Origin of the sequence: uncultured Bacteroides sp., from assembly GCF_910585845.1 — a bacterium.
Lineage (GTDB): Bacteria > Bacteroidota > Bacteroidia > Bacteroidales > Bacteroidaceae > Bacteroides.
This window is the reverse complement of the sequence record NZ_CAJUHF010000005.1, coordinates 40,087-65,471: the sequence shown is the minus strand read 5'-3', so window position 1 is coordinate 65,471 and position 25,385 is coordinate 40,087. Positions and strand designations below refer to the sequence as shown.

Here is a 25,385-nt window from a genome sequence, read left to right as displayed (position 1 = left end):
TGAAAATGATACCGGACATAGAAAGAAAACAGATTATAGACCTGATACATCGGGAGGTGGTTCCTGCTATTGGGTGTACGGAGCCGATTGCAGTGGCGTTATGTGTGGCTAAAGCGACGGAAACATTGGGAGTGAGACCGGAAACGATCAGCGTACTGCTAAGTGCCAATATCCTGAAAAATGCGATGGGCGTAGGCATTCCGGGAACAGGAATGATAGGTCTGCCCATTGCGGTTGCGTTGGGAACACTGGTCGGAAAATCGGAATACCAGTTGGAAGTACTGAAAGATAGTACCCCTGAAGCAGTGGAAGAGGGGAAACGTTTCATTGAAGAAAAGCGGATACACATATCTTTGAAAGAGAATATCGAAGAGAAATTGTATATCGAAGTCTGTTGCGAAGCCCTCGGCGAACGGGCGGTTGCCGTAATTGCCGGAGGGCATACCTCTTTTATGTATATAGAACGCAATGGAGACATCCTCTTGCAGAAAAAGCATGATGCAGGTAGCAAAGAAGAGGCAGATGCAGTGGAACTGAACTTGCGGAAAGTGTATGACTTTGCCTTGAATGCTCCCTTGGATGAGATCCGATTTATTCTTGAAACCGCCCGCCTGAACAAAGTCGCTGCCGAACGTTCGTTTGAAGGAGAGTACGGTCATTGTTTAGGTAAGATGTTGCGCGGCACTTACGAGCATAAGGTGATGGGTGACAGTGTCTTCTCTCACATCCTTTCTTATACTTCCGGTGCTTGCGACGCCCGCATGGCAGGAGCCATGATTCCCGTAATGAGCAATTCGGGTAGCGGTAATCAAGGAATCTCCGCCACACTTCCTGTACTGGTGTATGCTGAGGAAAACGGAAAGTCGGAAGAGGAACTTATACGCGCCCTGATGTTGAGCCATCTGACAGTGATTTATATCAAGCAGAGCCTGGGACGCCTGTCTGCCTTATGTGGTTGTGTAGTGGCTGCCACCGGTTCCAGTTGTGGCATCACGTGGCTGATGGGTGGAAATTATGAACAAGTGTCATACGCCGTGCAGAATATGATAGCCAACCTGACAGGTATGATTTGTGACGGTGCAAAACCCAGCTGTGCCCTGAAAGTTACTACCGGTGTCTCTACTGCCATTCTCTCCGCCATTATGGCTATGGAAAACCGTTGTGTGACCTCTGTTGAAGGAATCATCGACGAAGATGTAGACCAAAGCATCCGCAACCTCACCAAGATAGGTTCGAAAGGAATGAACGAGACAGACAAGTTAGTACTGGAAATAATGACAACGAAAAACTAACGATTGAGTTAACAATTGACAATTACTCTCTCTTATTCTGTATGGTAATTGTCAATTGTTAATTGTCAATTCTTTAGTGGCATCCGCCTTCGCATCCATGTCCGTGGCTGCCGCATCCGTCGCCACAGTCGTCGCATCCGCAGCAACATCCGCCACCGCTCATCATGCGTGCTACTTCGGCCAATTCTTCGTTGGTTGCCGGACGGTTTTCCACGACTTCGCCCACGAAGTTCAGGTCGCAACCAGCCAACGGGTGGTTCATGTCCATAACTATGATGTCTTCTTTTACTTCTACCACGACGCCATTCACCTGCTGTCCTTCGGAGGTGATCAGAGGAATCAAGTTACCCGCAACGACACGTTTGCTATCGAACTTACCATCCACTTCGAAGATGTGCTTCGGCAGGTCGATCACGTGTTCTTCATCATATTCGCCATACGCATCGGCGCAAGCGATCGTGAAGTCAAACTTATCGCCGGCATTCAGGTCTTTCACTTGATTTTCGAAAGTATCCAAGGTCAGTCCCAAACCGCTGATGAACTGGAACGGATGTTCGGCAGTCGCTTCTTCGGTGAAGTCCTTAGTGTCGTTCTCTATAGCATATAATTTATAGGCTACGGTGATGTACTTGTTTTCTACTGTTTCCATATCTTATTTAATAAATTAGTGTTTTCTTCTTAACCAATTAATGCTTTTTCTCATTAGAAAGTGCCAAAGGTACGAAATAAATCCGGTTCAGTCGATAAAAATTGAAAATAGCGAACCGAAATGGAAAATTTCTTGTCTGCACGGAGAAACTACGGAGAATCTACGGAACAGAAGCGAACAGGATATGGACAGGATAGCGTACAGACCGTGTCCGGAGATAGGTATGTTTGCCTGTTTGGACTTTAGTAAGTGATAAAATCGGATTTTAAGGCAGTTTTTTCTTACGATTAATCATATTTATCTCATTTTTTTCTTCAAATTGTTTGGAGTTTATAAAAAAGCCCTTACCTTTGCAGCACAATTAATGAAAACAATAAAGTCAATCGAATTATGAATCTACATACATCTATTAACCTGGCAGTCTTGCACATTATTCGCGTCGTGGTCTTGGAATCGAGAGCGTGAGAAAGGTTGTTGTATGTATTCGTACGTTAAGATATTCGTTTAAAAGCCTTTCTCACGATGCGTGAGGGAGGCTTTTTGATTAAAAGGAGATTTGAAGATGAAACATCAGTTACGTAGTTCGTTCAGCACGCAAGGTCGTCGTATGGCAGGAGCCCGTGCGCTGTGGGTGGCAAATGGCATGAAGAAAGAACAGATGGGCAAACCCATCATTGCGATAGTCAATTCGTTTACGCAGTTCGTTCCCGGACATGTGCATCTGCATGAGATAGGCCAGCAGGTGAAAGCCGAAATCGAGAAGTTGGGCTGCTTTGCCGCCGAGTTCAATACAATAGCTATTGACGACGGTATAGCGATGGGGCACGACGGTATGCTCTATTCACTTCCCTCGCGCGACATCATTGCCGACAGCGTGGAGTACATGGTGAATGCGCATAAGGCCGATGCGATGGTCTGCATCAGCAATTGCGACAAGATCACTCCGGGCATGCTGATGGCTGCCATGAGGCTGAACATCCCTGCGGTGTTCGTTTCGGGCGGTCCGATGGAGGCGGGCGAATGGAACGGACGGCATCTCGATCTGATCGATGCGATGGTGCAGTCGGCAGACCAGAGCGTGAGCGACGCTGATGTGGCGCAGATAGAACAGCACGCCTGTCCCTCGTGCGGCTGCTGTTCGGGCATGTTTACGGCAAACTCGATGAACTGCCTGAACGAGGCTATCGGGCTTGCACTGCCGGGCAATGGAACCATTGTGGCTACTCATGCCAACCGTGCGCAGCTCTTCAAGGATGCCGCCAAACTAATTGTGGAGAATGCTTATAAATATTATGAAGAGGGAGACGAAAGCGTGCTTCCGCGCAGCATTGCCACTCGTCAGGCTTTCCTGAATGCCATGACGTTGGACATTGCGATGGGAGGGTCGACCAACACTGTGCTCCATCTGCTGGCTGTGGCACACGAAGCGGGCGTCGACTTCAAGATGGATGACATCGACATGCTGTCGCGTAAAACGCCCTGCCTCTGCAAGGTGGCTCCGAACACACAGAAGTATCATGTTCAGGACGTGAACCGTGCCGGTGGCATTATCGCCATTATGGGCGAGTTGGCTCAAGGCGGACTGGTGGATACGGCAGTGAACCGTGTGGACGGCATGACCTTGGGCGAAGCCATCGACAAGTTCGGCATAACCAGCCCGAATGTCTGCGAAGAAGCCATCAAAAAGTATAAGAGTGCCGCCGCCGGAAAGTTCAACTTAGTCTTGGGCTCGCAGGAGGCTTACTATAAAGAACTGGACACTGACCGTGCCGAAGGCTGCATCCGCGACTTGGGACATGCTTACAGCAAAGATGGCGGACTTGCCGTGCTGAAGGGAAACATTGCCCAGGACGGTTGCGTGGTGAAGACGGCAGGTGTAGACGAGAATATCTGGAAGTTCACCGGTCCCGCCAAGGTGTTCGACTCGCAGGAAGCAGCCTGCGAAGGCATTCTAGGCGGAAATGTGGTCAGTGGTGATGTGGTGGTCATCACCTACGAAGGTCCGAAAGGCGGTCCGGGTATGCAGGAGATGCTTTATCCGACCTCGTACATCAAGTCGCGCCATTTGGGCAAGGAGTGTGCGCTGATCACGGACGGACGTTTCAGTGGAGGCACCTCCGGACTGAGTATCGGGCACATCTCGCCCGAAGCGGCCGCCGGTGGCAACATCGGCAAGATTCAGGATGGAGACATCATAGAAATCAACATCCCCGAACGTACCATCAACGTGCGGCTGACGGACGAGGAACTGGCTGCACGCCCGATGACCCCTGTCACCCGCCAAAGGGAAGTATCGAAGAGCCTGAGGGCGTATGCCAGCATGGTAAGCTCGGCAGACAAAGGAGCAGTAAGGCTGATTTAATTGACAATTGATAGTTGACAATTGGTTGTTGGGAATTGATAGGGCATGGTTGATCATGGATATTTACTATTTGATAGCGCATGCTGGAGAGTTTAATTTGAAATAGGAAGATAATGAAAGATATGATAACAGGAGCTGAGGCATTGATGCGTTCGCTGGAACATCAGGGAGTAAAGACTATTTTCGGTTATCCGGGTGGTTCTATTATGCCTGTATTCGATGCCTTGTACGACCATCGGAAGACATTGAATCATATTTTGGTCAGGCACGAGCAGGGAGCAACCCATGCCGCACAAGGTTTTGCACGTGTGTCGGGTGAAGTGGGGGTATGCCTTGTGACCAGTGGACCCGGTGCCACGAACACGATAACCGGTATTGCGGACGCGATGATAGACAGTACTCCGATGGTGGTTATTGCAGGGCAGGTAGGTACCGGATTTTTGGGCACTGACGCTTTTCAGGAAGTAGACCTGGTAGGCATCACGCAACCCATCTCCAAGTGGAGCTACCAGATACGCAATGCGGAAGATGTGGCTTGGGCAGTAGCCCGCGCCTTCTACATCGCAAAGAGCGGACGCCCCGGACCGGTGGTATTGGATTTTGCCAAGAATGCACAGGTCGACAAGACCGAATATACACCTGTCAAATTAGACTATATCCGCAGCTATCAGCCTATACCCGAAATGGATATGCAGGCTGTCGGTCAAGCAGCCGAGCTGATCAATAACGCCCAACGCCCGCTCGTATTGGTGGGGCAGGGTGTCGAACTGGGCGGTGCGCAGCAGGAACTTCGCGCTTTCATCGAGAAAGCAGGTATGCCTGCCGGATGTACCTTGTTGGGACTTTCGGCATTGCCCACCGAGCATCCCCTGAACAAAGGCATGCTGGGCATGCATGGTAACCTCGGACCTAATATCAACACCAACAAGTGTGACGTGCTCATTGCCGTAGGCATGCGTTTCGACGACCGTGTGACCGGAAAGCTGGACACGTACGCCCGACAGGCGAAAATCATCCATTTCGATATTGACCCCGCCGAGATAGACAAGAACGTAAAGACGGATGTCGCCGTGCTGGGCAATTGCAAGGAGACTCTTGCCGCTGTCACCGAATTGCTTAAACCCGCCACCCATCAGGAGTGGCTGGACAGCTTCCGGACTTATGAGGAGGTAGAGAACGAGAAAGTAATCCGTCCCGAACTCCATCCGGCGGGTAAGTCACTGAGCATGGGAGAGGTGGTACGCGCCGTGAGCGAGGCGACGAACAACGAAGCCATATTGGTGACCGACGTGGGACAGAACCAGATGATGTCCGCCCGTTACTTCAAGTTCAGCAAGGAGCGTAGCATTGTCACCTCCGGCGGATTGGGTACGATGGGTTTCGGGCTTCCTGCTGCCGTCGGTGCCACATTCGGTCGCCCCGACCGTACGGTCTGCGTGTTTATGGGCGATGGCGGTCTGCAAATGAACATCCAGGAGTTGGGCACCGTCATGGAACAGAAAGCTCCCGTGAAGATTATCCTGCTGAACAATAACTTCCTTGGCAACGTACGCCAGTGGCAGGCGATGTTCTTCAACCGGCGCTATTCGTTCACTCCGATGGTGAATCCGGACTACATGAAGATAGCTTCCGCCTACGACATCCCTTCGCGACGTGTGACTTCGCGCGAAGAGCTGAAAGGCGCGATAGAGGAGATGCTTGCCACGGACGGACCTTTCCTGCTGGAGGCTTGCGTGATAGAAGAGGGCAATGTGCTGCCGATGACGCCTCCGGGCGGTTCGGTCAACCAGATGCTGTTGGAGTGCTGACATGCCGCTCTTACTGTTTGATTCAACATGCTTAAATCTTCATTTTTTTTCATTTGATATGGATAAGAAACTATATACGATAATCGTTCATTCAGAGAACTTTGCCGGTTTGCTGAATCAAGTGACGGCCGTATTTACCCGCCGCCAAATCAATATCGAGAGCCTGAATGTATCGGCATCCTCCATCAAAGGGGTACATAAGTACACCATCACCGCGTGGACGGACCGGAACACCATCGAGAAGGTGACCACACAGATTTCCAAGAAGATAGACGTGTTGCAGGCGCACTACTTCACCGATGATGAAATCTATCAGCACGAGATTGCACTCTACAAAATCACTACCCCTACGCTGGAGGAGAAACCCGAAGTGTCGAAGGTGATCCGTAAGTACAGTGCGCGTATCGTGGAGGTGAACGCTGTCTTTTCCATCGTAGAGAAGAACGGAATGAGCGAGGAGATCACCAACCTTTATGAAGAACTGCGTGCGCTGGATTGCGTGCTCCAGTTCGTGCGTTCGGGGCGCGTGGCTATCACGACCAGTTGCATTGAGCGCGTAAACGAATATCTGGCGGACCGCGAAGCCAAGTATAATCGGAAAAGAGAGAAGGAGCAGGACAATGGACAGGAATGACAAGATAGGAAAGTATAAATTCGTAGCAGAGCCTTTTCACGTAGATTTCACCGGCAGGCTCACGATGGGCGTGCTGGGCAATCATTTGCTGAACTGCGCCGGTTTTCATGCCAGCGATCGTGGCTTTGGTATCGCTACGCTGAACGAGGACAATTATACGTGGGTGCTTTCGCGCCTTGCCATCGAATTGGACGAGATGCCTTATCAATACGAAGACTTCACCGTCTGGACGTGGGTGGAGAATGTCTACCGCCTCTTCACCGACCGTAACTTCGCCCTGTTCGACAAGGAGGGACGGAAGATAGGCTATGCGCGTTCCGTGTGGGCTATGATCAACCTCAATACCCGCAAGCCTGCCGACCTGCTGGCTCTGCACGGGGGGAGCATCGTGGACTACGTGTGCGACGAACCTTGCCCTATCGAGAAGCCTTCGCGCATCAAGGTCTCCGCTTCCGAGCCGGTAGCCGCACTGAAGGCGAAGTATAGCGACATTGACATCAACGGTCATGTGAACAGCATCCGCTACATAGAGCACATCATGGACCTGTTTCCGATAGAGCAATACCGCGAGCAGCGCATCCGCCGGTTTGAGATGGCTTACGTGGCAGAGAGCTACTATGGCGACGAACTCACCTTCTACAAAGAAGAGGCAGAGGACGGGTCATTCAACATCGAAGTGAGAAAGAACGGCGCAGAAGTGGTCTGCCGTTCGAAAGTGATATTTACAGCGAAATAAATATATTAATTAATTAGGTTGGCGCAAGCCACAAATAAAAACAATTATAAAGAAAATGGCACAGATGAATTTTGGAGGGGTTACAGAGAACGTAATCACTCGTGAAGAATTTCCTTTGGAAAAAGCTCGTGAGATTTTGAAAGATGAGACAATCGCAGTAATCGGCTACGGTGTGCAGGGACCGGGACAGGCATGCAACTTGCGTGACAACGGTTTCAACGTAATCGTCGGCCAGCGTCCGGGCAAGACTTACGAAAAGGCTATAGCAGACGGATGGGTTCCGGGCGAGACATTGTTCGGTATCGAAGAGGCTTGCGAGAAGGGGACTATCATTATGTGTCTGTTGTCTGATGCAGCTGTCATGTCTGTATGGCCTACTATCAAGCCGTATCTGACCGCAGGCAAGGCACTCTACTTCTCTCATGGTTTTGCTATCACGTGGAGCGACCGTACGGGTGTAGTTCCTCAAGAAGATATTGATGTGATCATGGTGGCTCCCAAGGGCTCGGGTACTTCATTGCGTACCATGTTCCTCGAAGGCCGTGGCTTGAACTCTTCTTATGCTATCTATCAGGACGCTACGGGCAAGGCTATGGACAGAACCATTGCATTGGGTATCGGTATCGGTTCAGGTTATCTGTTTGAGACGACGTTCGTTCGTGAAGCTACTTCCGATCTGACCGGTGAGCGCGGCTCGCTGATGGGTGCTATTCAGGGATTGCTACTGGCTCAATATGAAGTGTTGCGTGAAAACGGACATACACCGTCGGAAGCATTCAACGAAACCGTGGAGGAGTTGACACAGTCGTTGATGCCGCTGTTTGCCAAGAATGGTATGGACTGGATGTATGCTAATTGTTCCACTACTGCCCAGCGCGGTGCATTGGACTGGATGACGCCGTTCCACGATGCTATCAAACCGGTGGTTGAGAAACTCTATGCAAGCGTCAAGTCCGGTAATGAAGCTCAGATTTCTATCGACAGTAACTCTAAGCCCGATTACCGCGACAAGCTGAACGAAGAACTCCGCCAGCTGCGCGAGAGCGAAATGTGGCAGACTGCCGTTACCGTTCGTAAGTTGCGTCCGGAGAATAACTGATCCGTATAGTTGGGTATCTGAAATAGAAAGCCTGTTTAATTTCCGTTCAGCGGAGATTAAACAGGCTTTTTGTTTATCGGAAGAAGTTGGCTGTATTCGGGCGTTATGATACACCATCAGCAGTCTGTTCGTTCTCTTGATTATGCTCCGTTGAAATCTCTTTGATATATTCAATCAGTTTCTGATAGAATTTATGCTGTTTCAGCGTGTCGGTATTTCCCAATATCACCAGTTTCATGCGCGCTCGCGTGATGGCTACGTTCATTCGTCGCAGGTCGTTGAGGAAACCTATCTGCCCCTCTTCATTGGCACGCACGAGGCTGATGAATATGACATCCTGCTCCTGTCCCTGAAAGCCGTCTACAGTATTGACGGTGAATAGGCTGCGATAGGGGCGCAGGGCGGCACTGGTCTTTATCTTGTTCCTCAGGTACTGCACTTGCGCCTTGTAGGGCGAGATGATGCCGAAGTCTATCCTTTCGTCCAGAATGCGGTGTCCGCCGATGCGTTGTATATAAGCTTCCAGCTCGTTCAGCAGCAGATGTGCCTCTTCGCGGTTTATGCGCCCGTGGGTCTCACCGACAAACTCCTCTTTGAAGTCCATTTCCGAGGTGTCGATCCAGGTGATGGGGGTATCCCAGTCGAGGATACCTCGATGACGTATTTCGGGGGCGGCTTTCAGCTCTCCGCCATAAAACCACTGTGAAGGGAACTTCATGATTGTCTCATTCATGCGGTACTGGATTTTCAGTAGGGAGACAACGGAAGGTTTGTTTGTGACGATGCGTTCCATTAACGTCTGCTCCAGACCGGCGCGGGCGGCTTCGTAGCATTTTATGGTGGCGGGCAGCTGGCAATGGTCACCGGCAAGCACCACACGGTCCGCCTTTCGGATGGCTATCCAGCAAGCGGCTTCCAGCGCCTGGGCGGCTTCGTCGATGAAGAGAGTGCCGAAACGGCGACCGCTCAATACACGGTGGTTGCTGCTGACAAGGGTGGAGGCGATGACGTGCGCCGAGTCGAAGAGATCGGCATTGATCTGTATCTCCAGCTGGGTGGCACGGTCGCGCAGACGGCTCAGGCGGTTTCGCGCACTTTCGCGCTCTTCGTAACTGCCGCGGCGGCTGTTGGTTTCTCGTATGGCTTTGCGTATGCTCCACAGCTCGGCGTATGCGGGATGTCCTTCAAAGCGGCGTTCGTAGGTGAAAGAGAGCATCTTGTCGTTCACCCGTGTAGGGTTTCCGATGCGCAGGACATTGACGCCCCTGTCCACTAATTTCTCGCTGATCCAGTCTACGGCCGTGTTGCTTTGGGCACAGACCAACACTTGAGGCTCGCGGTGCAAAGTTTCGTAGATAGCTTCTACGAGAGTGGTTGTTTTTCCTGTTCCCGGAGGACCGTGCACAATGGCGACGTCCCGCGAACATAACACTTTGTTTACGGCACTCTCCTGCGTGCTGTTCAGCCAGGGAAAACGTACCGGATACAATTCGCGAAAGCCGGGTTTCAGCGTACCCAACATCGTGTCGCGCAATTCGGCAAGGCGATTTCCCTTGGCATGGAGTACATCGGAGAGGGCTTCGAACATCGTGCGGTAGGAGGTTTCGTCGAAGTAGAGTTGCACACCGAGGTTCTCCGCCGCCTGCACTTCCAAGACGGCACCCGCTCCAGGCATGACGACTACCATCCGCGTCTCGTCGGCATAGCTGACGGTACCTATTGAGGTCATATAACTGATTTTCCCTTCCCACGACTGCCGGAAAAAGCATACGGGGCGTCCGAACTCGAAGTTGTGTTCTATGTCCGTATCTTCGGTACGGGTGATTTCGATGACCAGTTGGTTCAGAGAATTATAGTAACTCCGTCCGGGCGTGGCAGGGTACCAGCAAAGCCCCTTTTTCACCTTGCGCGCCACACCTGTGTTTTCAGTCTGTCGTTTGAATTCTTCTTTCTCGTATTCATATTCCATACGTAGAAGCAGCTCCTGACGTTGCAGGTGGTCGGTCGGAGAGAGTAGCTTGTTATTCATATAGATAATGATAGATGATCACTTATTGTTCTGTTTTTCTGCAAAGGTAGTCAATCTTCTTCTTTACAATTCTCTTTTTCTTCTTTTTTCTATATCTTTGCCTGTTATTAGGTATAAGTTAATCAGTTAATCAGTTAACGAATTAACCAGTTATCCAGTTGACGAGTTGGTAAGTGAGGTAACTGTTTTGGGAACAGTAAAGAGTTTTCTCCTCGTCTCCTCGTCAACTGAAGCCTTGTTTATTAAATCATAAAATTAAGGGTATATGGATAAAGAAACTTTCGATCTGTTTCTAAGTGTGATGAGCCTCATTGCATTGTTTGTTTTTATTGCGCTTTATTTCATCAAGGCGGGTTATGGTATGTTCCGCACATCGTCGTGGGGATTTTCTATCAACAATAAACTGGCTTGGATGCTGATGGAAGCACCGGTGTTCGTGGTGATGGCTGTGCTTTGGTGGCATTCCGACCGCCGTTGTTCGCTTGTGCCGCTAATCTTCTTTCTACTGTTTCAGTTGCATTACTTCCAGCGCTCGTTCATATTTCCTCTGCTGATGAAGGGCAAGAGCCGGATGCCGATTGCTATAATGTTGATGGGTGTACTGTTTAATCTGCTGAACGGCTTCATGCAGGGTGAATGGCTGTTTTATCTGGCTCCTGAAACGCTTTATACAGCTGATTGGCTGACTACTCCCCAGTTTGTCTTGGGAGTATTGTTGTTTTTTACCGGAATGGCTGTCAACTGGCATTCCGATCACATCATCCGCCATTTGCGTAAACCGGGGGATACACGTCATTATCTGCCGTCGAAGGGAATGTACCGTTACGTCACCTCTGCCAATTACTTTGGCGAAATCATGGAATGGGCAGGATGGGCAGTACTGACCTGGTCGCTTTCAGGTCTCGTATTTCTGTGGTGGACTGCCGCCAATTTGGTTCCGCGCGCCAATGCCATCTGGCACCGCTACAAAGAGGAGTTCGGCAATGAAGTAGGGACAAGGAAACGCGTTCTTCCTTTCATCTATTGACAATTGATAATTGATAATTGACAGTTGATAATTGATAGATAAGTGTTGTTGGTTGGTAAGTTTGTCATTTTGAATAGTTAATAACTGTCAGATAATGAATCGTAGAGTAGATTATAAATTATAAATATTAAAATTCAATCTTCATGAGCAAATTGTTTACTCCTGTTACTTTCGGTCCGTTGACCTTGCGTAACCGTACGATTCGTTCGGCTGCGTTCGAGAGTATGTGTCCGGGTAACGTTCCTTCGCAGATGCTGCTCGACTATCATCGTTCCGTAGCAGCCGGAGGAATAGGCATGACTACTGTGGCATACGCGGCAGTCACCCAAAGCGGACTGTCGTTCGACCGGCAATTGTGGATGCGTCCGGAGATCGTTCCTGGCTTGAGGGAACTGACTGACGCCGTGCATGCAGAAGGTGCGGCTGCGTCTATTCAGTTGGGACATTGTGGAAATATGTCGCATAAAAGTATTTGCGGAGTTACTCCCGTGGGAGCGTCTACCGGCTTCAACCTCTATTCGCCGACATTTGTGCGTGGGCTGAGGGCGGACGAACTGCCGGAGATGGCACGCGCCTACGCACGTGCTGTGAATTTGGCGCGTGAATCCGGTTTCGATGCAGTCGAGATACACGCCGGACACGGATATCTGATCTCCCAGTTCCTTTCTCCTTACACCAACCACCGCAAGGACGAGTTCGGCGGAACGTTGGAAAACCGTATGCGCTTTATGGATATGGTGATGGAAGAGGTGATGAAAGCAGCAGGAACCGACATGGCTGTGCTGGTGAAGATGAACATGCGCGACGGTTTCCGCGGAGGCATGGAGATAGACGAGACGATGCAGGTGGCAAAACGTCTGGAACAGTCGGGCGCACATGCACTGGTGTTGAGCGGAGGTTTCGTCAGCAAAGCGCCTATGTACGTGATGCGTGGTCAGATGCCTATCCGTTCGATGACGCACTATATGGATTGCTGGTGGCTGAAATACGGAGTACGGATGGTAGGAAAATGGATGATTCCGACCGTACCTTTCAAGGAAGCCTATTTCCTGGAAGATGCACTGAAGTTCCGTGCTGAAATCAAGATGCCGCTGGTCTATGTGGGCGGTCTGGTCTCTCGCGAGAAGATCGATGAAGTGCTGGACGACGGCTTCGAGGCAGTGCAGATGGCACGTGCATTGCTCAACGAACCAGGTTTTGTCAACCGGATGCGTGCGGAGGAGAAAGCGCGTTGCAACTGCAAGCACAGCAACTACTGCATTGCGCGGATGTATTCCATCGAGATGGCATGCCATCAGCACCTGAAAGAGGAACTTCCTGCCTCTTTGAAAAAGGAAATCAGTGACATAGAAGCTAAAGAAAACTGACACACTTGAATAGAGTATAATCTGTATGAATCAGAAACTTGCAATCATAACTGGGGCAGACGGCGGCATGGGAACAGAGATTACGCGTGCTGTGGCATCTGCCGGATATAAGATAGTCATGGCATGCCGCGATCCGCAGTCGGGAGAGAAAAAGCGACAGATGCTGATGCAGGAAACGGGAAACACGGCTATTGAGGTTTTACCTATAGACCTTGCTTCCTTGTCGTCCGTTGCCGCTTTTGCCGATAAGCTTCTTCAGCGTGGAGAGAAAGTCGCCTTGCTGATGAATAATGCGGGTACACTGGAAACTGCCCGCCGCATCACCGAAGACGGGCTGGAGCGTACAGTCAGCGTCAACTACGTAGGTCCTTATCTGCTCACCCGTAAGTTGTTGCCACTGATGGGCGAGGGGAGCCGCATCGTGAACATGGTATCTTGCACGTATGCCATTGGCAAACTGGATTTCCCGGATTTCTTCCAGCGCGGAAGGAAAGGGGCTTTCTGGCGTATCCCCATCTACGGCAATACGAAACTGGCTTTGTTGCTCTTCACCCTCTCGCTTGCGGAGCGGGTAAAGCAGCAGGGAATCACGGTGAATGCCGCCGATCCGGGCATTGTCTCCACTCCCATCATAACGATGCACATGTGGTTCGATCCGTTGACGGATATCTTTTTCCGCCCATTCATCCGTACTCCCCGTCAGGGAGCGTCGACGGCAATCGGCTTGTTGCTTGACGAAGAGGCTGGCGGACGTACCGGCACGTTCAACTTGAGTAACCATCCGAAAGCACTCTCTTCCAAGTATACAGCCCATAAGCAGATGCAGCAGTTGTGGGAAGAGACGGAACGGATTGTCGCCAAGTTCTTGTAGAATTTGTAAGATTACTATTCTCTCTACCTAAAGTTTGGTTCTTCGTCACTTTTGGGGCAGTAAAATATACTAAACACCTTTATCTATAGACTATACCAGCTTATTTAAGGGAATAAAATTAAAGCTATCAAAAGACACATGTTCAATAGGACAAGCATTACCTTGTTAGGCAATAAATTTACTAGCTTTAACACATGAACTGCCCCAAAAGTGACGAAGAACCAAGTTTATGTGTGTTTTTACCTACACACCTACACCCGATGGGATATTTTATTGTAAACCAGTTTAATATGTGGGTGTAGGTAGGGTGTAGGCATGGTGTAGGCAAAATTTGCCTACACCATGCCTATTCCTCTATTATTATCGTCTATTTTATTGATATTCTTTTGGCTATCCTTTTTGTTTGTCCGAATTCAGCCGTTTCATATCCCTTCATTTTTATCCCTTTTTTGTGTCTTTCTTCTCCCTTTTTCCCTCTTTTTTTCCTCTTTTCTCTCCTTTTTAGGGAGGAAAACTACCGGAATTCCTCTTCTTATCGAGCAACTGTTTCTTTATTTGCCTGCATATCCTGTCTTCAACAAAGTGATTGTGTAACGTAACTACCGTATGATGCTTCGTATAACTACGCGTGTTTATTGTGTTGATGTCCAATGTTATATATATAACTACAGCGTGGAGATGCTGAACCACGATTGTGGAATAGCCGAACCACATCAGTGGAATAGCTGAACCACATCTGTGGAACAGGTGAATCACATCTGTGGAACAGGTGAATCACATCTGTGGAACAGGTGAACCACATCTGTGGTTTATTATTAAACCGCTTTGTTTTATTGATCAACTAACGATGTTATAGCAACAGGGAAGGAGGGTTTTCTTTTCATTCCCTATACCATTGATACACGTACGATACGGATGATAATTTAGTAACAGATTTGAATATATATAGTACATGAAGAGGAGATGATAAAGCAGTGTCCGGAAATAAATCAGAAAGATGTTAAGGGCAATTTACATACTCTTCTTCTGTAATCGCTGTTCCGTGGGATGATTTGATGAAAGCAGTATTCTGATAAAAAGAGCACTCCAAAATCTGAAAATATCTGACTTTGGAGCGCTCTTTTTATAGCTAACTTATCCCTTTTCTTTGAAGGAGACAATGCTTCTTTTCCTTAATAAAGGGGAGGGTAATACTCTTTTCCCCTTTTAGATGGACAATGCCCTCAGGACATTTACCAGTTCCTTCTTGATCGGCTTATCGTTCTTGATTGCTTTGGTGAAGGGTACGTATACCACTTCGTCATGCTCAATACCAATCATAACATTCCGCTGGCCTTCCATGATTGCGTCGATGGCGGCTGCACCAAGTCGGCTGGCAAGGATACGGTCGTGTGCTGTGGGGCTTCCTCCGCGTTGCAGGTGACCGAGGATGGTGACGCGTACGTCATATTGGGGATACTCGTTCTTCACACGTTCGGCATAATGCATTGCGCCGCCAGTCAGTTCGCTTTCGGCTACGAGCACGATACTACTGTTCTTCGATTTCCGGAATCCGTTCTTAATGAACTCTTCCAGTTGGTCCACTTCCGTGTTGAACTCTGGGATGATGGCAGCTTCGGCACCCGATGCTATGGCACCGTTCAGGGCAAGGAAACCGGCATCACGTCCCATGACCTCTACGAAGAACAAGCGCTCGTGGGAAGTGGCAGTATCACGGATTTTGTCTACCGCATCCAGAATGGTGTTTAGGGCAGTGTCGTAACCGATCGTAGTATCCGTTCCGTACAAGTCATTGTCGATGGTGCCAGGCAAGCCGATACAGGGAACATCGAATTCTTGCGCAAAAATACGGGCACCTGTCAGAGAACCGTCGCCACCGATGATTACTAAAGCATCGATGCCCTCTTTCTTCATATTGTCGTAGGCTATCTGTCGTCCTTCGGGAGTGGTGAATTCTTTGCAACGGGCTGTTTTCAGGATCGTACCACCCAATTGTATGATGTTACTAACGTTCTGGCTTTTAAATTCTTTGATTTCGCCGCTTACCAGACCTTTGTATCCTCTGTATATACCTTTTACTTGCAGGCCGTTGTAGATGGCAGTACGCGTAACCGCACGAATAGCAGCGTTCATTCCCGGTGCATCACCACCGGAAGTCAGAATACCTATGCATTTAACTATTCCCATAACAATCTTTTAAGTTTGATGTTAATAATTGCTGCGCCGCAGCTCAGTTTTTGATTGGCAAAGATACGGAAAAGCTGAGGACCTTATTCATATTTAATGTTAATTTGTTGTTCCAATGCGCCTCCTTACCCTTCTTTTAGGCGCGATAGGATGGCTTCGCTTATCTCCTCCATCAGCCATTTCGGAGTGGAGGTAGCTCCGCACACTCCGATGGAAGAGGCTCCCGTCAGCAGGGAGTTGTCTATTTCCTCGGCACTGTCTATCAGGTGGGAATTGGGGTTGACCTTCCGGCATTCACTGAACAACATTTTTCCGTTGGAACTTTTCTTTCCGCTGACGAAGAATATCAGATCGTGTGATGCTGCGAACTTCCGGATGTTCGGAATTCGGTTGGCAACCTGGCGGCAGATCGTATCGTAATATTCGAACGTCACTTCTGGTGAAATGTGCTCTTTGATGTATTCCACTATCTTCCGAAATTCATCCAGCGACTTTGTGGTCTGGGAGTATAGCCGGATGCTTTTGCTGAAGTCAAGTTGCTTTGCCTCTTCCAGTTTTTCGATGACGATGGCTTCTCCGCTGGTTTGCCCTACCAGTCCAAGAACTTCCGCATGGCCGGTTTTCCCATAGATGACGATTTGTTTCTCTTCTTCGTCTTTCTGTGTGTATTCTTGTTTTATTTTTTTTTGCAACCGGAGCACCACCGGACAAGTGGCGTCAATGATTTCAATATTGTTGCGGCGGGCTATTTCGTATGTTTCGGGAGGCTCGCCGTGGGCACGCAGCAAAACTTTGGCGTTGTGCAAGTGGTTGAAGTCGTCGTGATTGATTGTGATGAGGCCCATCTCTTTCAGACGCTCCACTTCGCGGCTGTTGTGTACAATGTCTCCCAAACAGTATAAAGTACCGCCTTTGCTTAGTTCCTCTTCAGCTTTATTTATCGCGGTGACTACACCGAAACAGAAACCGGAACCTTCGTCAATTTCTACTTTTATCATATCTGATTGTTTGAAATACAGTTGATAAACAAAGCCCGGAAAGGACTATGCCTTTTTATTTGTCGGGGCTATGTCTGTTTGCTTTATCCGTTGACAACTCTGTTGAACTGTTCCTGCAACCATTCCTTTTGTTGGGGGATTGTCATGTCGGTATTGTCCAGCAGCAAGGCATCATCTGCCTTACGGAGCGGGCTGACTTCTCGGTTCTGATCGATGTAATCCCGTTGTTTCACGTTCTCCAGAATTTCGTTGAAGCTGGCTTCCTGTCCCTTGGCTTTCAGTTCGTCGTAGCGGCGTTGTGCACGTATCTCGGGCGTAGCCGTTACGAAGATTTTCAGTTCGGCGTCCGGAAATACCGTAGTCCCGATATCCCGTCCGTCCATAACGATTCCTTTGGACTTTCCCATTTCCTGTTGTTGTGCCACCATAGCTTCGCGCACAAAGCCTAAGGCGGCAATGGGGCTTACACGTGAGGAGACGGCTATTCCGCGTATCTTATCTTCTACATTCACCCCGTTCAGGTAAGTGTCCGGACGTCCGGTCTCCTGATTTAGCTGGAATGAGATGCGGATACTGCCAATCTCTTTCTGTAGTCTTTCGGCATCAATCCGTTCACCTTGGAATATCCCGTTCTCTATACTGTACAGTGTGACGGCGCGATACATGGCTCCACTGTCAATGTAGATATAACCTATTTCACGGGCAAGATCCTTTGCCATAGTACTCTTCCCGCAGGAAGAGAATCCATCAATTGCGATCGTTATCTTTTTCATTTTTGAGTTATACTAATTATATATATGTATATGTATTATGTTATAGTTATAAAGCGTATGATAAGTTAAAGACGAGCGAAGACGAACTGACATGGTATTTGGCATACGCCATTCCCACTTTCAGACGTTTCAATTGTATGCCCGTGCCGCAAGCGAAGCCTGCCCAATGGCTGGAACCGTTGATTTTCATCTCTTCACCACGGCGGAAGTTATATCCGGCTGCCAGATAGAAATGGTCGGTAGGAAGAAAATCTATTCCGAGTACGATGTGGTTCAGCAGTTTTTTTCCGAAGCGATTGGCGCCTGTGATGGAGGCACTCCAGTGCGATAGGTCATGCAGAGTGGCGGAAAGACGGAACGGGGCATGGGCTAACCGCTTGCTGAAGCCTAACTGTACGTCGACGGGGAGTTTTTCATGCTGTTCTTCGAAAGCCTTAAGTTGTCCTCCCAAATTGCGGACAACCAGTGAGGCGGAAAAGTCGGATGCCTGATGATAATAATTCAGTCCCAAATCAACACCGATGGCGAACGAAGAGTATCTGTCGTAATGCGAATAGATGAAGTTGGTACGTACGCCGCCACTCCAGTAATCGCTTAAGTCGTAGGTATAGATGCCTGAGATGGAGATGTCCTTGGCGGAAAATGTGCCGATTTCGATATTCTCTTCCGTAGTCTCTTTCAGTTTCCCGTAGTCTGCGTATTGTGCGGTAACTGCCCATGTGGAGCGTTCGCCGACAGTACGTGCAAAAGCTGCTCCGGCAACATGGACTCCGTCCATATAAAGCATATAGTTCAGGCTAAGTGTCTTGTCGGCCACGCAGGAAAGAAGGGCGGGGTTCTGGACAGCCATAGTCGCATCATCCTCTATGATAGAAATGTTTTCTCCGCCCAGTGCGGATGCATGGGCAGAAAAAGGAAGTTTCAGAAATTGGAAGGCGCTCGTTCCATCTTGCGCATGTAGCAAGACAGGGAAAATAGACAATAATAACGCCGTGATAAAAGACTTTTTCAACATTTCATCTAAAATTATTGCCAAAGATACGGGTATTTTTAAAATATCTCGTTACATTTGTGGCACAAAAGCAAAGGAATGCTTTTGGAAGGATAAAAAAAACAAAAAAGGGGGGGATATTGTATTAAAAAAGATAGCACAGTTGGACGCTTTGCAGAAAAAGTACTATATTTGCCCAAAATGAGAAACACGTTAAAATAATTATATTATGGAAATTAAAAAGACGCCTAAAGCAGATTTGGAGAACAAGAAATCGACTTGGATGCTTGTTGGTTATGTTATTGTGCTCGCCTTTATGTTCATAGCATTTGAATGGACGAAGCGCGATATTAAGATTGATACGAGCCAGGCCATTGTTGATCTTGTTTTCGAAGAAGAAATGGTTCCTATTACTGAACAGGAAGAAAAGATCGCTCCTCCGCCTCCTGAGGTAGCTCCGATTAACGAGACTTTGGAAATCGTAGCGGACGATGCTGATGTGGAAGAAACGGTGATTGCCTCTACCGAGGAAACTGGTGCAGCTGTTGAAGTGAAGTATGTACCTGTAACGGTGGTAGAAGAAGAACCGGAAGAGCAGGAAATCTTCGAAGTTGTAGAACAAATGCCTGAATTCCCGAATGGTGGTTTGCAGGGACTTATGCAATTCTTGAGTAAGAATATTAAGTACCCCACTATCGCACAGGAAAACGGTACTCAAGGTCGTGTGACTGTACAGTTCGTTGTAAACAAGGACGGTAGTATCGTAGATGCCAAAGTCATAAGAGGTGTTGACCCCTATCTTGACAAAGAGGCACTTCGTGTGATCGGTGCCATGCCTAAGTGGAAACCGGGTATGCAACGTGGTAAACCGGTACGTGTTAAGTATACGGTGCCTGTAATGTTCAGATTGCAGTAATACATTAATTTATACAGAAGGAGGCTGCCGGGAAAGCAGCCTCTTTTTATTGTATCTATTCTCCTACTTAATTTTTTTATTATCATTATGTTTACAGCTTCCGAGCTCCTCGATAACTTTAATGCTCATATTGCCGATTTGCAATTTACGCGTACTCCTAAAGGTCTGTATGAACCGGTAGAATATGTCTTGTCTATGGGTGGAAAAAGAATCCGTCCGGTATTGATGTTGATGGCATATAATCTGTATCAGGAGGATGTGACCCGCATTTATGCTCCTGCCACTGGTATTGAGGTCTATCATAATTATACTCTTTTGCACGATGATTTGATGGATCGTGCCGATCGCCGTAGAGGAAAAGAAACGGTGCATAAGGTTTGGAATGATAATACGGCTATTCTTTCGGGAGATGCCATGCTGGTACTTGCCTATCAGTTTATGGCGGAATGCCCTCAGGCTTTTCTGAAAGAGGTGATGGCTCTGTTCAGTCTGACAGCCCTTGAGATATGCGAAGGGCAGCAAATGGATATGGAGTTCGAGGAGAGAAACGATGTGACGGAGGAAGAATATCTGGAAATGATCCGTCTGAAGACTGCGGTCTTATTGGCTGCCAGTCTGAAGATCGGTGCCCGTTTGGGAGGGGCTTCCGATGAAGATGCCGAACGTTTGTATGATTTTGGAATGCATATCGGTGTGGCCTTTCAGTTGAAAGATGACCTCTTGGATGTATATGGTGATCCGAAAGTGTTCGGAAAAAATATCGGTGGAGACATCCTCTGCAATAAAAAGACATATATGCTGATAAAAGCGCTGGAACATGCTGATTCCCACCAACGGGAACAACTGGACACCTGGATAAATGCAAAGGACTTTCAGCCGGATGAGAAAATCGCTGCTGTCACAAACCTCTATAATCAGATTGGTGTGAAAGAGATTTGCGAGAATAAAATGTCGGAATATAGTGCCCGTGCAATGGAAAGTCTGGCTGCCGTCCGTATTGCCGAAGAAAAGAAAGAGGAACTGAAAAAGATAATCGATAATTTGATGTATCGGGAAGTGTAGCTTTAGGAAAATATGCCTTATAGAAGATTACCAAATACAGACCAGGCGAGGATACGGGCGTTGAAAGCAGTGGTTTCTAAACAGGATACTTCCAATCTTTATGATTTGCCTGTTTCTTTGAAGACATTGACTGAAGCCCGGAATTTTCTGATAAGATTTGAAGCTGCCCAAACCTATTATGCGCAATGCTTTGAACGGCAGTCTCAGGCAGGGCGCAAGCATCAGGCTAATGTGAAAATGGCGCGCCTGTATATATCTCATTTCATTCAGGTGCTGAATCTGGCCGTGATCCGATCGGAGTTGCGTGTGGCACATAAGGCATATTATGGTTTGCCGGCCGACAGTACAAATGTGCCGGACTTGTCTACTGAACTAACCCTGATAGAGTGGGGAAGGAAAATCATTGATGGAGAGGTCAGACGAACTTCGCAAGGTGGAATCCCTATCTACAATCCTACCATTGCTAAGGTTAGGGTACATTATGATATCTTTGTAGACAGTTACGACAAGCAAAAGAATCTGCAAAACTTGACTGCGCGTAGTTTGGAGACTCTTGCCGCTATGCGTACTACTGCCGATGAGTTGATATTGGATATTTGGAATCAGGTGGAGAAAAAATTCGAGACCGTTTTTCCGAATGAGAAACGATTGGACTTATGCCGTGATTACGGGGTGATCTATTACTATCGTACCGGTGAAAAACAAAAAGAAGAATTAAACGAATGAGATTGATAGATACACACTCACATCTCTTTTTAGAGGAATTTTCAACAGATTTGCCACAAGTGATAGAGCGGGCGCGTGACGCAGGCGTGACCCATATATTTATGCCAAACATTGATAGCACAACGGTTGATGCAATGGTTGCGGTGTGCAACGACTATAAGGGATATTGTTTTCCGATGATTGGACTGCATCCTACTTCGGTAAATTCCAATTATATGGAAGAGCTGGAAGTGGTGGCTCGCGAGTTGAAATCTTCCAAGGGATATGTTGCCATCGGAGAGATCGGTATGGATCTTTATTGGGACAAGACATTCTTGAAAGAACAGCAGTTTGTATTGGACAAACAGATCGGTTGGGCATTAGAATATAACCTTCCAGTAGTGATTCATTGCCGTGACGCTTTTGATTATATATATAAGGTATTGGAACCCTATAAAGGATGCGCCTTGAAAGGCATTTTTCATAGTTTTACGGGTAGCGCGGAAGAAGCCGTTCGAATGTTGGAGTTTTCTGGTTTCTCTATCGGGATAAATGGTGTGGTCACTTTCAAGAAATCCCATCTGCCGGAAGTTTTGCTGGAGATACCCATAGAAAGAATCGTGCTGGAGACAGATTCACCCTATCTGACTCCCGTGCCCAATCGTGGCAAACGGAATGAAAGTGCCAATGTAAAGGATACTTTGAAAAAGGTTGCCGAAGTATATCGGATGTCACCGGAAACCGTGGGAGAAATCACCTCAGAGAATGCTTTAAAAGTGTTTGGAATGCTCAAATAACATTGCAAAGATTTTAAAGTTTATTAATTTTGAGATTTTATTAAAGATAAAACGGGAAGAATGGATGGCAAGAACGAAAAAAAGAATACATTTGTAGCAGAAAACGCTGGCGGTTCGTATTTTTTTTGTAATTTGCAGCCGTTTTAGAAAAGAGATCCTTTTTTGGAGAGATGCTCGAGTGGTTGAAGAGGCACGCCTGGAAAGCGTGTATACCCCTAAAGGGTATCCGGGGTTCGAATCCCCGTCTCTCCGCAAAATAAATAGGGAAGAAAAAACAATAATAAATACAATAAATAATTTAATTAATTAATCTTAAAAATTAGACACACAATGAAAAAGTTATTTGCAATTGTTGCTGTGATGGGAGCCTTGACATTTGGCTCAACTCAACTTGCTCAGGCTCAAGACGCTCCTGCAGCTGAACAAACAGAACAAGCTGCTCCTGCAGCTGTAGCTGACAATGCTGCTCCTGCTACTGTAGATGCTGAAGAAGGCGGTATTCACAAAGAATTGAAAACAAAGTTTATTGAAGGTACTGCATCTTTCATGAGTTTGGTAGCTATCGCATTGGTTATCGGTCTCGCATTCTGTATCGAACGTATCATTTATTTGAGCTTGGCAGAAATCAATACTAAGAAATTTATGGCTGCTATCGAAGCTGCTTTAGAGAAAGGTGACGTTGAATCTGCTAAAGACATCGCACGTAACACAAGAGGTCCTATCGCTTCTATCTACTATCAAGGCTTGATGAGAATTGATCAAGGTATCGATGTAGTAGAAAAGTCTGTAGTATCATACGGTGGTGTACAAGCTGGTTACTTGGAAAAAGGTTGCTCTTGGATCACACTGTTTATCGCCATGTCTCCGTCTTTGGGATTTATGGGTACTGTAATCGGTATGGTGCAGGCATTCGATAAGATCCAACAGGTAGGTGATATCTCTCCGACGGTTGTAGCAGGTGGTATGAAAGTCGCTTTGATTACTACTATCTTCGGTTTGATCGCTGCTTTGGTTCTGCAGGTATTCTACAACTATATTCTGTCTAAGATTGAAGCTTTGACCAGCGAAATGGAAGATTCTTCTATCTCTCTGTTGGATATGGTTATCAAATATAACTTGAAATACAAAAAATAATCAAAATGGCTAAGTTATCTTATAAATTATCATACTATGTACTGTACGCCTTATTTGCTGCTATTATAGTAGTATTGGGTCTGTTCTTCTTCGGTGGAGACGCCCAAGGCGATGCAGTAATGATGGGGGTTGATCCGGAAATGTGGCAACCTGCTTATACTGATGCCTTACTTTATTTGAACTATGCTTTCTTTGCAATTGTTTCAGTATCTGCAGTCATCAGTTTCTTCCACTTTTTGGTTAGTAACCCGAAGGCTTCTATGGGTTCTCTCTATGTATTGGCCGGTTCAATTATCGTGCTTGCCATTACATGGTTTATGGGTAGCCCCGAGAAGTTGGAAATTATCAGTTACGATCGTTCCGATAACGTAGGTTTTTGGGCACAGGCAACTGATATGTTCCTTTATTCTCTTTATACACTCTTCGTTGTTGCCATTGTGTGCATGATGTTGGGTGCTATTAAGAAAAAATTGTCATAACAACTAAAGGTTTGTAAATAGACCTTTTAAAAAAGAAAAGAAAAATGGCAAAAGGAAAAAGAAAATGTCCTGAAGTTAACTCAAGTTCAACAGCGGATATCGCATTCTTGTTGCTGATCTTCTTCTTGATTACGACTTCTATGGATACGGACCGTGGTTTGGCTCGGCGTTTGCCACCGCCGCCTGAGACAGAAGATCATAAGGATGATTCGGATAAAGTCAAGGAGCGTAACGTTATGACTGTTTTCCTGAACATGAACGACCAGTTGATGGCTAATGGAGAATATGTTAACGTAGATCAGTTGAGAACTATGGCAAAAGAATTCATTGCTAACCCGTATAATGATGAATCTAAACCGGAAAAGCATACAAAGGAAATTCAATTCTTTGGCGCTGTACAGGTTACGGAAAAGCATGTAGTTTCTTTGCGTTGCGACCGTACTTCGTCCTATAAAGCCTATTTGGCCGTTCAAAACGAGCTGGTAGCTGCTTACAATGAGTTGAGAGATGAATTAGCTCAGGAAAAGTGGGGAAAAGATTACGCTGCATTGGATGAAGACCAACAAAAAGCAGTTCGTGAAATTTATCCTCAGAAGATTTCTGAGGCAGAACCTAAAAAGTACGGAGAAAAGAAGTAATGGGAAAATTTAATAAGACAGGAAAACGTGAGATGCCTGCATTGAATACTTCTTCTCTGCCTGACCTTATCTTCACTCTGTTGTTCTTCTTTATGATTGTAACGACTATGCGTGAGGTAACGTTGAAGGTTGAGTTTAAGGTTCCGCAAGCTACTGAATTGGAAAAGCTGGAAAAGAAGTCTTTGGTTACGTTTATCTATGTAGGAAAGCCTACTGCCGAGTTCCGTAAGAAACTGGGTAATGAAAGTCGTATCCAATTGAATGACAGTTATGCTGAAGTTGCTGAAATTCAAGACTACATTATTGGTGAACGTGCCAGTATGAAGGAAGAAGACCAACCGCAGATGACTGTATCTTTGAAGGTGGATCAAGATACGAAGATGGGTATTGTAACAGATATCAAAGAAGCTCTTCGTAAAGCTTATGCATTGAAGATTAACTATTCTGCACAGTCTCGTCAGTAAGAAGTTAAATGAATTATCTAAATAGAATGAAGGGTGTCCGTTGAAACGGACACCCTTTGTTTTTTTATGCTTTTTAGTTTGTTGTTTTGGGGCTGATTTATGGGGCACAGAACGAAACGTATATTGAGGGTTGGGAGAAAAAAGGCATCAAACCTATTGATATACAAAAGGTTGTGCAAAATGTGAGTGGATGGCTCTGCAAAACGAAACGTTTACGTGGGTTTAATTTGCAGCTACATTTAGGTGCTTTTTAGGCATACAGATTTGCAGATAGGTTTAATTGGGTTTACATAGGGCTTACATGGTTGATTCGGGTGGGGGAGTGCATGGCAGCTGCGGCTGCTTTTTTTGTGCTTGATTATTTGAT

The 25,385-nt window shown here is 47.1% G+C and carries 23 protein-coding genes and 1 tRNA gene; 18 read left to right on the top strand and 6 right to left on the bottom strand.

What is annotated here, in order from left to right:
- Positions 1-5 precede the first annotated feature (5 nt).
- The gene (locus QZ323_RS02760) at positions 6-1,292 is read left to right on the top strand and encodes an L-serine ammonia-lyase, iron-sulfur-dependent, subunit alpha (protein ID WP_294632645.1); all 1,287 of its coding nucleotides are present in this window, start codon (positions 6-8) and stop codon (positions 1,290-1,292) included.
- A 73-nt stretch (positions 1,293-1,365) separates the two neighbouring features.
- Here QZ323_RS02760 and QZ323_RS02755 read toward each other — a convergent pair whose 3' ends face one another.
- Positions 1,366-1,941 carry an FKBP-type peptidyl-prolyl cis-trans isomerase gene (locus QZ323_RS02755; RefSeq protein ID WP_294632576.1) on the bottom strand — a complete coding sequence of 192 codons (576 nt, stop codon included), beginning with the start codon at positions 1,939-1,941 and terminating at the stop codon, positions 1,366-1,368.
- A gap of 562 nt (positions 1,942-2,503) precedes the next feature.
- Here QZ323_RS02755 and ilvD point away from each other — a divergent pair.
- The 5 genes from ilvD to ilvC all read left to right on the top strand — a co-directional run bounded on the left by ilvD (position 2,504) and on the right by ilvC (position 8,580).
- Positions 2,504-4,303 carry a dihydroxy-acid dehydratase gene (ilvD, locus tag QZ323_RS02750; RefSeq protein ID WP_294632574.1) on the top strand — a complete coding sequence of 600 codons (1,800 nt, stop codon included), beginning with the start codon at positions 2,504-2,506 and terminating at the stop codon, positions 4,301-4,303.
- 113 nt (positions 4,304-4,416) lie between these two features.
- Positions 4,417-6,111: a biosynthetic-type acetolactate synthase large subunit gene (gene ilvB / locus QZ323_RS02745; protein WP_294632572.1), complete on the top strand. Its 1,695-nt coding sequence runs from the start codon at positions 4,417-4,419 to the stop codon at positions 6,109-6,111.
- Positions 6,112-6,169: 58 nt separating this feature from the next.
- Positions 6,170-6,745 carry an acetolactate synthase small subunit gene (ilvN, locus tag QZ323_RS02740; RefSeq protein WP_294632570.1) on the top strand — a complete coding sequence of 192 codons (576 nt, stop codon included), beginning with the start codon at positions 6,170-6,172 and terminating at the stop codon, positions 6,743-6,745.
- Complete coding sequence (locus tag QZ323_RS02735; protein WP_294632569.1) at positions 6,732-7,481, top strand: acyl-ACP thioesterase domain-containing protein; 750 nt, start codon at positions 6,732-6,734, stop codon at positions 7,479-7,481. The genes ilvN and QZ323_RS02735 overlap by 14 nt, the downstream gene beginning before the upstream one ends.
- Before the next feature lie 55 nt (positions 7,482-7,536).
- Complete coding sequence (gene ilvC, locus QZ323_RS02730; protein ID WP_294632567.1) at positions 7,537-8,580, top strand: ketol-acid reductoisomerase; 1,044 nt, start codon at positions 7,537-7,539, stop codon at positions 8,578-8,580.
- A gap of 103 nt (positions 8,581-8,683) precedes the next feature.
- Here ilvC and QZ323_RS02725 read toward each other — a convergent pair whose 3' ends face one another.
- Positions 8,684-10,609, bottom strand: coding sequence for an AAA domain-containing protein (locus tag QZ323_RS02725; protein WP_294632565.1), 1,926 nt, complete (start codon positions 10,607-10,609; stop codon positions 8,684-8,686).
- Between the two features lie 265 nt (positions 10,610-10,874).
- On the opposite strand from QZ323_RS02725, the gene QZ323_RS02720 reads away from it, so the two are divergent.
- The 3 genes from QZ323_RS02720 (at position 10,875) to QZ323_RS02710 (ending at position 13,874) form a co-directional block, all read left to right on the top strand.
- The gene (locus tag QZ323_RS02720) at positions 10,875-11,636 is read left to right on the top strand and encodes a DUF1295 domain-containing protein (protein ID WP_294632564.1); all 762 of its coding nucleotides are present in this window, start codon (positions 10,875-10,877) and stop codon (positions 11,634-11,636) included.
- Positions 11,637-11,779: 143 nt separating this feature from the next.
- Entirely contained in the window at positions 11,780-13,003 is a 1,224-nt protein-coding gene (locus QZ323_RS02715) for an NADH:flavin oxidoreductase (RefSeq protein WP_294632563.1), read from the top strand.
- A 25-nt stretch (positions 13,004-13,028) separates the two neighbouring features.
- On the top strand, positions 13,029-13,874 hold the full coding sequence (locus QZ323_RS02710) for an SDR family NAD(P)-dependent oxidoreductase (protein WP_294632561.1): 846 nt from the start codon (positions 13,029-13,031) through the stop codon (positions 13,872-13,874).
- A 1,206-nt stretch (positions 13,875-15,080) separates the two neighbouring features.
- On the opposite strand, the gene pfkA is transcribed toward QZ323_RS02710, so the two are convergent.
- The 4 genes from pfkA to porQ all read right to left on the bottom strand — a co-directional run bounded on the left by pfkA (position 15,081) and on the right by porQ (position 18,847).
- The gene (gene pfkA, locus QZ323_RS02705) at positions 15,081-16,061 is read right to left on the bottom strand and encodes a 6-phosphofructokinase (protein WP_294632559.1); all 981 of its coding nucleotides are present in this window, start codon (positions 16,059-16,061) and stop codon (positions 15,081-15,083) included.
- Between the two features lie 125 nt (positions 16,062-16,186).
- A complete protein-coding gene (locus tag QZ323_RS02700; RefSeq protein ID WP_294632557.1) occupies positions 16,187-17,059 on the bottom strand; it encodes a 4-hydroxy-3-methylbut-2-enyl diphosphate reductase in 873 nt (290 codons plus the stop codon).
- 83 nt (positions 17,060-17,142) lie between these two features.
- On the bottom strand, positions 17,143-17,832 hold the full coding sequence (gene cmk, locus QZ323_RS02695; protein ID WP_294632555.1) for a (d)CMP kinase: 690 nt from the start codon (positions 17,830-17,832) through the stop codon (positions 17,143-17,145).
- Positions 17,833-17,878: 46 nt separating this feature from the next.
- Positions 17,879-18,847: a type IX secretion system protein PorQ gene (gene porQ, locus QZ323_RS02690; protein ID WP_294632643.1), complete on the bottom strand. Its 969-nt coding sequence runs from the start codon at positions 18,845-18,847 to the stop codon at positions 17,879-17,881.
- A gap of 205 nt (positions 18,848-19,052) precedes the next feature.
- On the opposite strand from porQ, the gene QZ323_RS02685 reads away from it, so the two are divergent.
- From QZ323_RS02685 to QZ323_RS02645, 9 genes are all read left to right on the top strand, one after another.
- On the top strand, positions 19,053-19,739 hold the full coding sequence (locus QZ323_RS02685; RefSeq protein WP_294632554.1) for an energy transducer TonB: 687 nt from the start codon (positions 19,053-19,055) through the stop codon (positions 19,737-19,739).
- An 87-nt stretch (positions 19,740-19,826) separates the two neighbouring features.
- On the top strand, positions 19,827-20,801 hold the full coding sequence (locus QZ323_RS02680; RefSeq protein WP_294632552.1) for a polyprenyl synthetase family protein: 975 nt from the start codon (positions 19,827-19,829) through the stop codon (positions 20,799-20,801).
- A gap of 12 nt (positions 20,802-20,813) precedes the next feature.
- Positions 20,814-21,527, top strand: a complete 714-nt coding sequence (locus QZ323_RS02675) for a hypothetical protein (RefSeq protein ID WP_294632550.1) — start codon at positions 20,814-20,816, stop codon at positions 21,525-21,527.
- Entirely contained in the window at positions 21,524-22,303 is a 780-nt protein-coding gene (locus QZ323_RS02670; RefSeq protein WP_294632548.1) for a TatD family hydrolase, read from the top strand. The genes QZ323_RS02675 and QZ323_RS02670 overlap by 4 nt, the downstream gene beginning before the upstream one ends.
- A 164-nt stretch (positions 22,304-22,467) precedes the next feature.
- Positions 22,468-22,555, top strand: a tRNA-Ser gene (locus tag QZ323_RS02665).
- A gap of 78 nt (positions 22,556-22,633) precedes the next feature.
- Positions 22,634-23,437: a MotA/TolQ/ExbB proton channel family protein gene (locus QZ323_RS02660; protein ID WP_294632546.1), complete on the top strand. Its 804-nt coding sequence runs from the start codon at positions 22,634-22,636 to the stop codon at positions 23,435-23,437.
- A 5-nt stretch (positions 23,438-23,442) separates the two neighbouring features.
- Positions 23,443-23,916 (top strand): hypothetical protein, encoded by a 474-nt coding sequence (locus tag QZ323_RS02655; protein WP_294632545.1) that lies wholly within the window; start codon positions 23,443-23,445, stop codon positions 23,914-23,916.
- Positions 23,917-23,960: 44 nt separating this feature from the next.
- Positions 23,961-24,554 carry a biopolymer transporter ExbD gene (locus QZ323_RS02650; protein ID WP_294632544.1) on the top strand — a complete coding sequence of 198 codons (594 nt, stop codon included), beginning with the start codon at positions 23,961-23,963 and terminating at the stop codon, positions 24,552-24,554.
- Positions 24,554-25,018 (top strand): biopolymer transporter ExbD, encoded by a 465-nt coding sequence (locus tag QZ323_RS02645; protein ID WP_294632543.1) that lies wholly within the window; start codon positions 24,554-24,556, stop codon positions 25,016-25,018. The genes QZ323_RS02650 and QZ323_RS02645 overlap by 1 nt, the downstream gene beginning before the upstream one ends.
- Positions 25,019-25,385: the final 367 nt, after the last annotated feature.

Excerpts from the sequence above, each read along its gene's own strand:
- pfkA (WP_294632559.1), bottom strand. The coding sequence starts at position 16,061 with ATGGGAATAGTTAAATGCATAGGTATTCTGACTTCCGGTGGTGATGCA.
- QZ323_RS02655 (WP_294632545.1), top strand. The coding sequence starts at position 23,443 with ATGGCTAAGTTATCTTATAAATTATCATACTATGTACTGTACGCCTTA.
- QZ323_RS02675 (WP_294632550.1), top strand. The coding sequence starts at position 20,814 with ATGCCTTATAGAAGATTACCAAATACAGACCAGGCGAGGATACGGGCG.
- QZ323_RS02650 (WP_294632544.1), top strand. The coding sequence starts at position 23,961 with ATGGCAAAAGGAAAAAGAAAATGTCCTGAAGTTAACTCAAGTTCAACA.
- ilvB (WP_294632572.1), top strand. The coding sequence starts at position 4,417 with ATGAAAGATATGATAACAGGAGCTGAGGCATTGATGCGTTCGCTGGAA.
- cmk (WP_294632555.1), bottom strand. The coding sequence starts at position 17,832 with ATGAAAAAGATAACGATCGCAATTGATGGATTCTCTTCCTGCGGGAAG.
- QZ323_RS02760 (WP_294632645.1), top strand. The coding sequence starts at position 6 with ATGATACCGGACATAGAAAGAAAACAGATTATAGACCTGATACATCGG.
- QZ323_RS02725 (WP_294632565.1), bottom strand. The coding sequence starts at position 10,609 with ATGAATAACAAGCTACTCTCTCCGACCGACCACCTGCAACGTCAGGAG.
- QZ323_RS02755 (WP_294632576.1), bottom strand. The coding sequence starts at position 1,941 with ATGGAAACAGTAGAAAACAAGTACATCACCGTAGCCTATAAATTATAT.
- QZ323_RS02720 (WP_294632564.1), top strand. The coding sequence starts at position 10,875 with ATGGATAAAGAAACTTTCGATCTGTTTCTAAGTGTGATGAGCCTCATT.
- QZ323_RS02680 (WP_294632552.1), top strand. The coding sequence starts at position 19,827 with ATGTTTACAGCTTCCGAGCTCCTCGATAACTTTAATGCTCATATTGCC.
- QZ323_RS02685 (WP_294632554.1), top strand. The coding sequence starts at position 19,053 with ATGGAAATTAAAAAGACGCCTAAAGCAGATTTGGAGAACAAGAAATCG.
- QZ323_RS02710 (WP_294632561.1), top strand. The coding sequence starts at position 13,029 with ATGAATCAGAAACTTGCAATCATAACTGGGGCAGACGGCGGCATGGGA.
- ilvC (WP_294632567.1), top strand. The coding sequence starts at position 7,537 with ATGGCACAGATGAATTTTGGAGGGGTTACAGAGAACGTAATCACTCGT.
- QZ323_RS02735 (WP_294632569.1), top strand. The coding sequence starts at position 6,732 with ATGGACAGGAATGACAAGATAGGAAAGTATAAATTCGTAGCAGAGCCT.
- QZ323_RS02670 (WP_294632548.1), top strand. The coding sequence starts at position 21,524 with ATGAGATTGATAGATACACACTCACATCTCTTTTTAGAGGAATTTTCA.
- QZ323_RS02700 (WP_294632557.1), bottom strand. The coding sequence starts at position 17,059 with ATGATAAAAGTAGAAATTGACGAAGGTTCCGGTTTCTGTTTCGGTGTA.
- QZ323_RS02645 (WP_294632543.1), top strand. The coding sequence starts at position 24,554 with ATGGGAAAATTTAATAAGACAGGAAAACGTGAGATGCCTGCATTGAAT.
- ilvD (WP_294632574.1), top strand. The coding sequence starts at position 2,504 with ATGAAACATCAGTTACGTAGTTCGTTCAGCACGCAAGGTCGTCGTATG.
- porQ (WP_294632643.1), bottom strand. The coding sequence starts at position 18,847 with ATGTTGAAAAAGTCTTTTATCACGGCGTTATTATTGTCTATTTTCCCT.
- QZ323_RS02715 (WP_294632563.1), top strand. The coding sequence starts at position 11,780 with ATGAGCAAATTGTTTACTCCTGTTACTTTCGGTCCGTTGACCTTGCGT.
- QZ323_RS02660 (WP_294632546.1), top strand. The coding sequence starts at position 22,634 with ATGAAAAAGTTATTTGCAATTGTTGCTGTGATGGGAGCCTTGACATTT.
- ilvN (WP_294632570.1), top strand. The coding sequence starts at position 6,170 with ATGGATAAGAAACTATATACGATAATCGTTCATTCAGAGAACTTTGCC.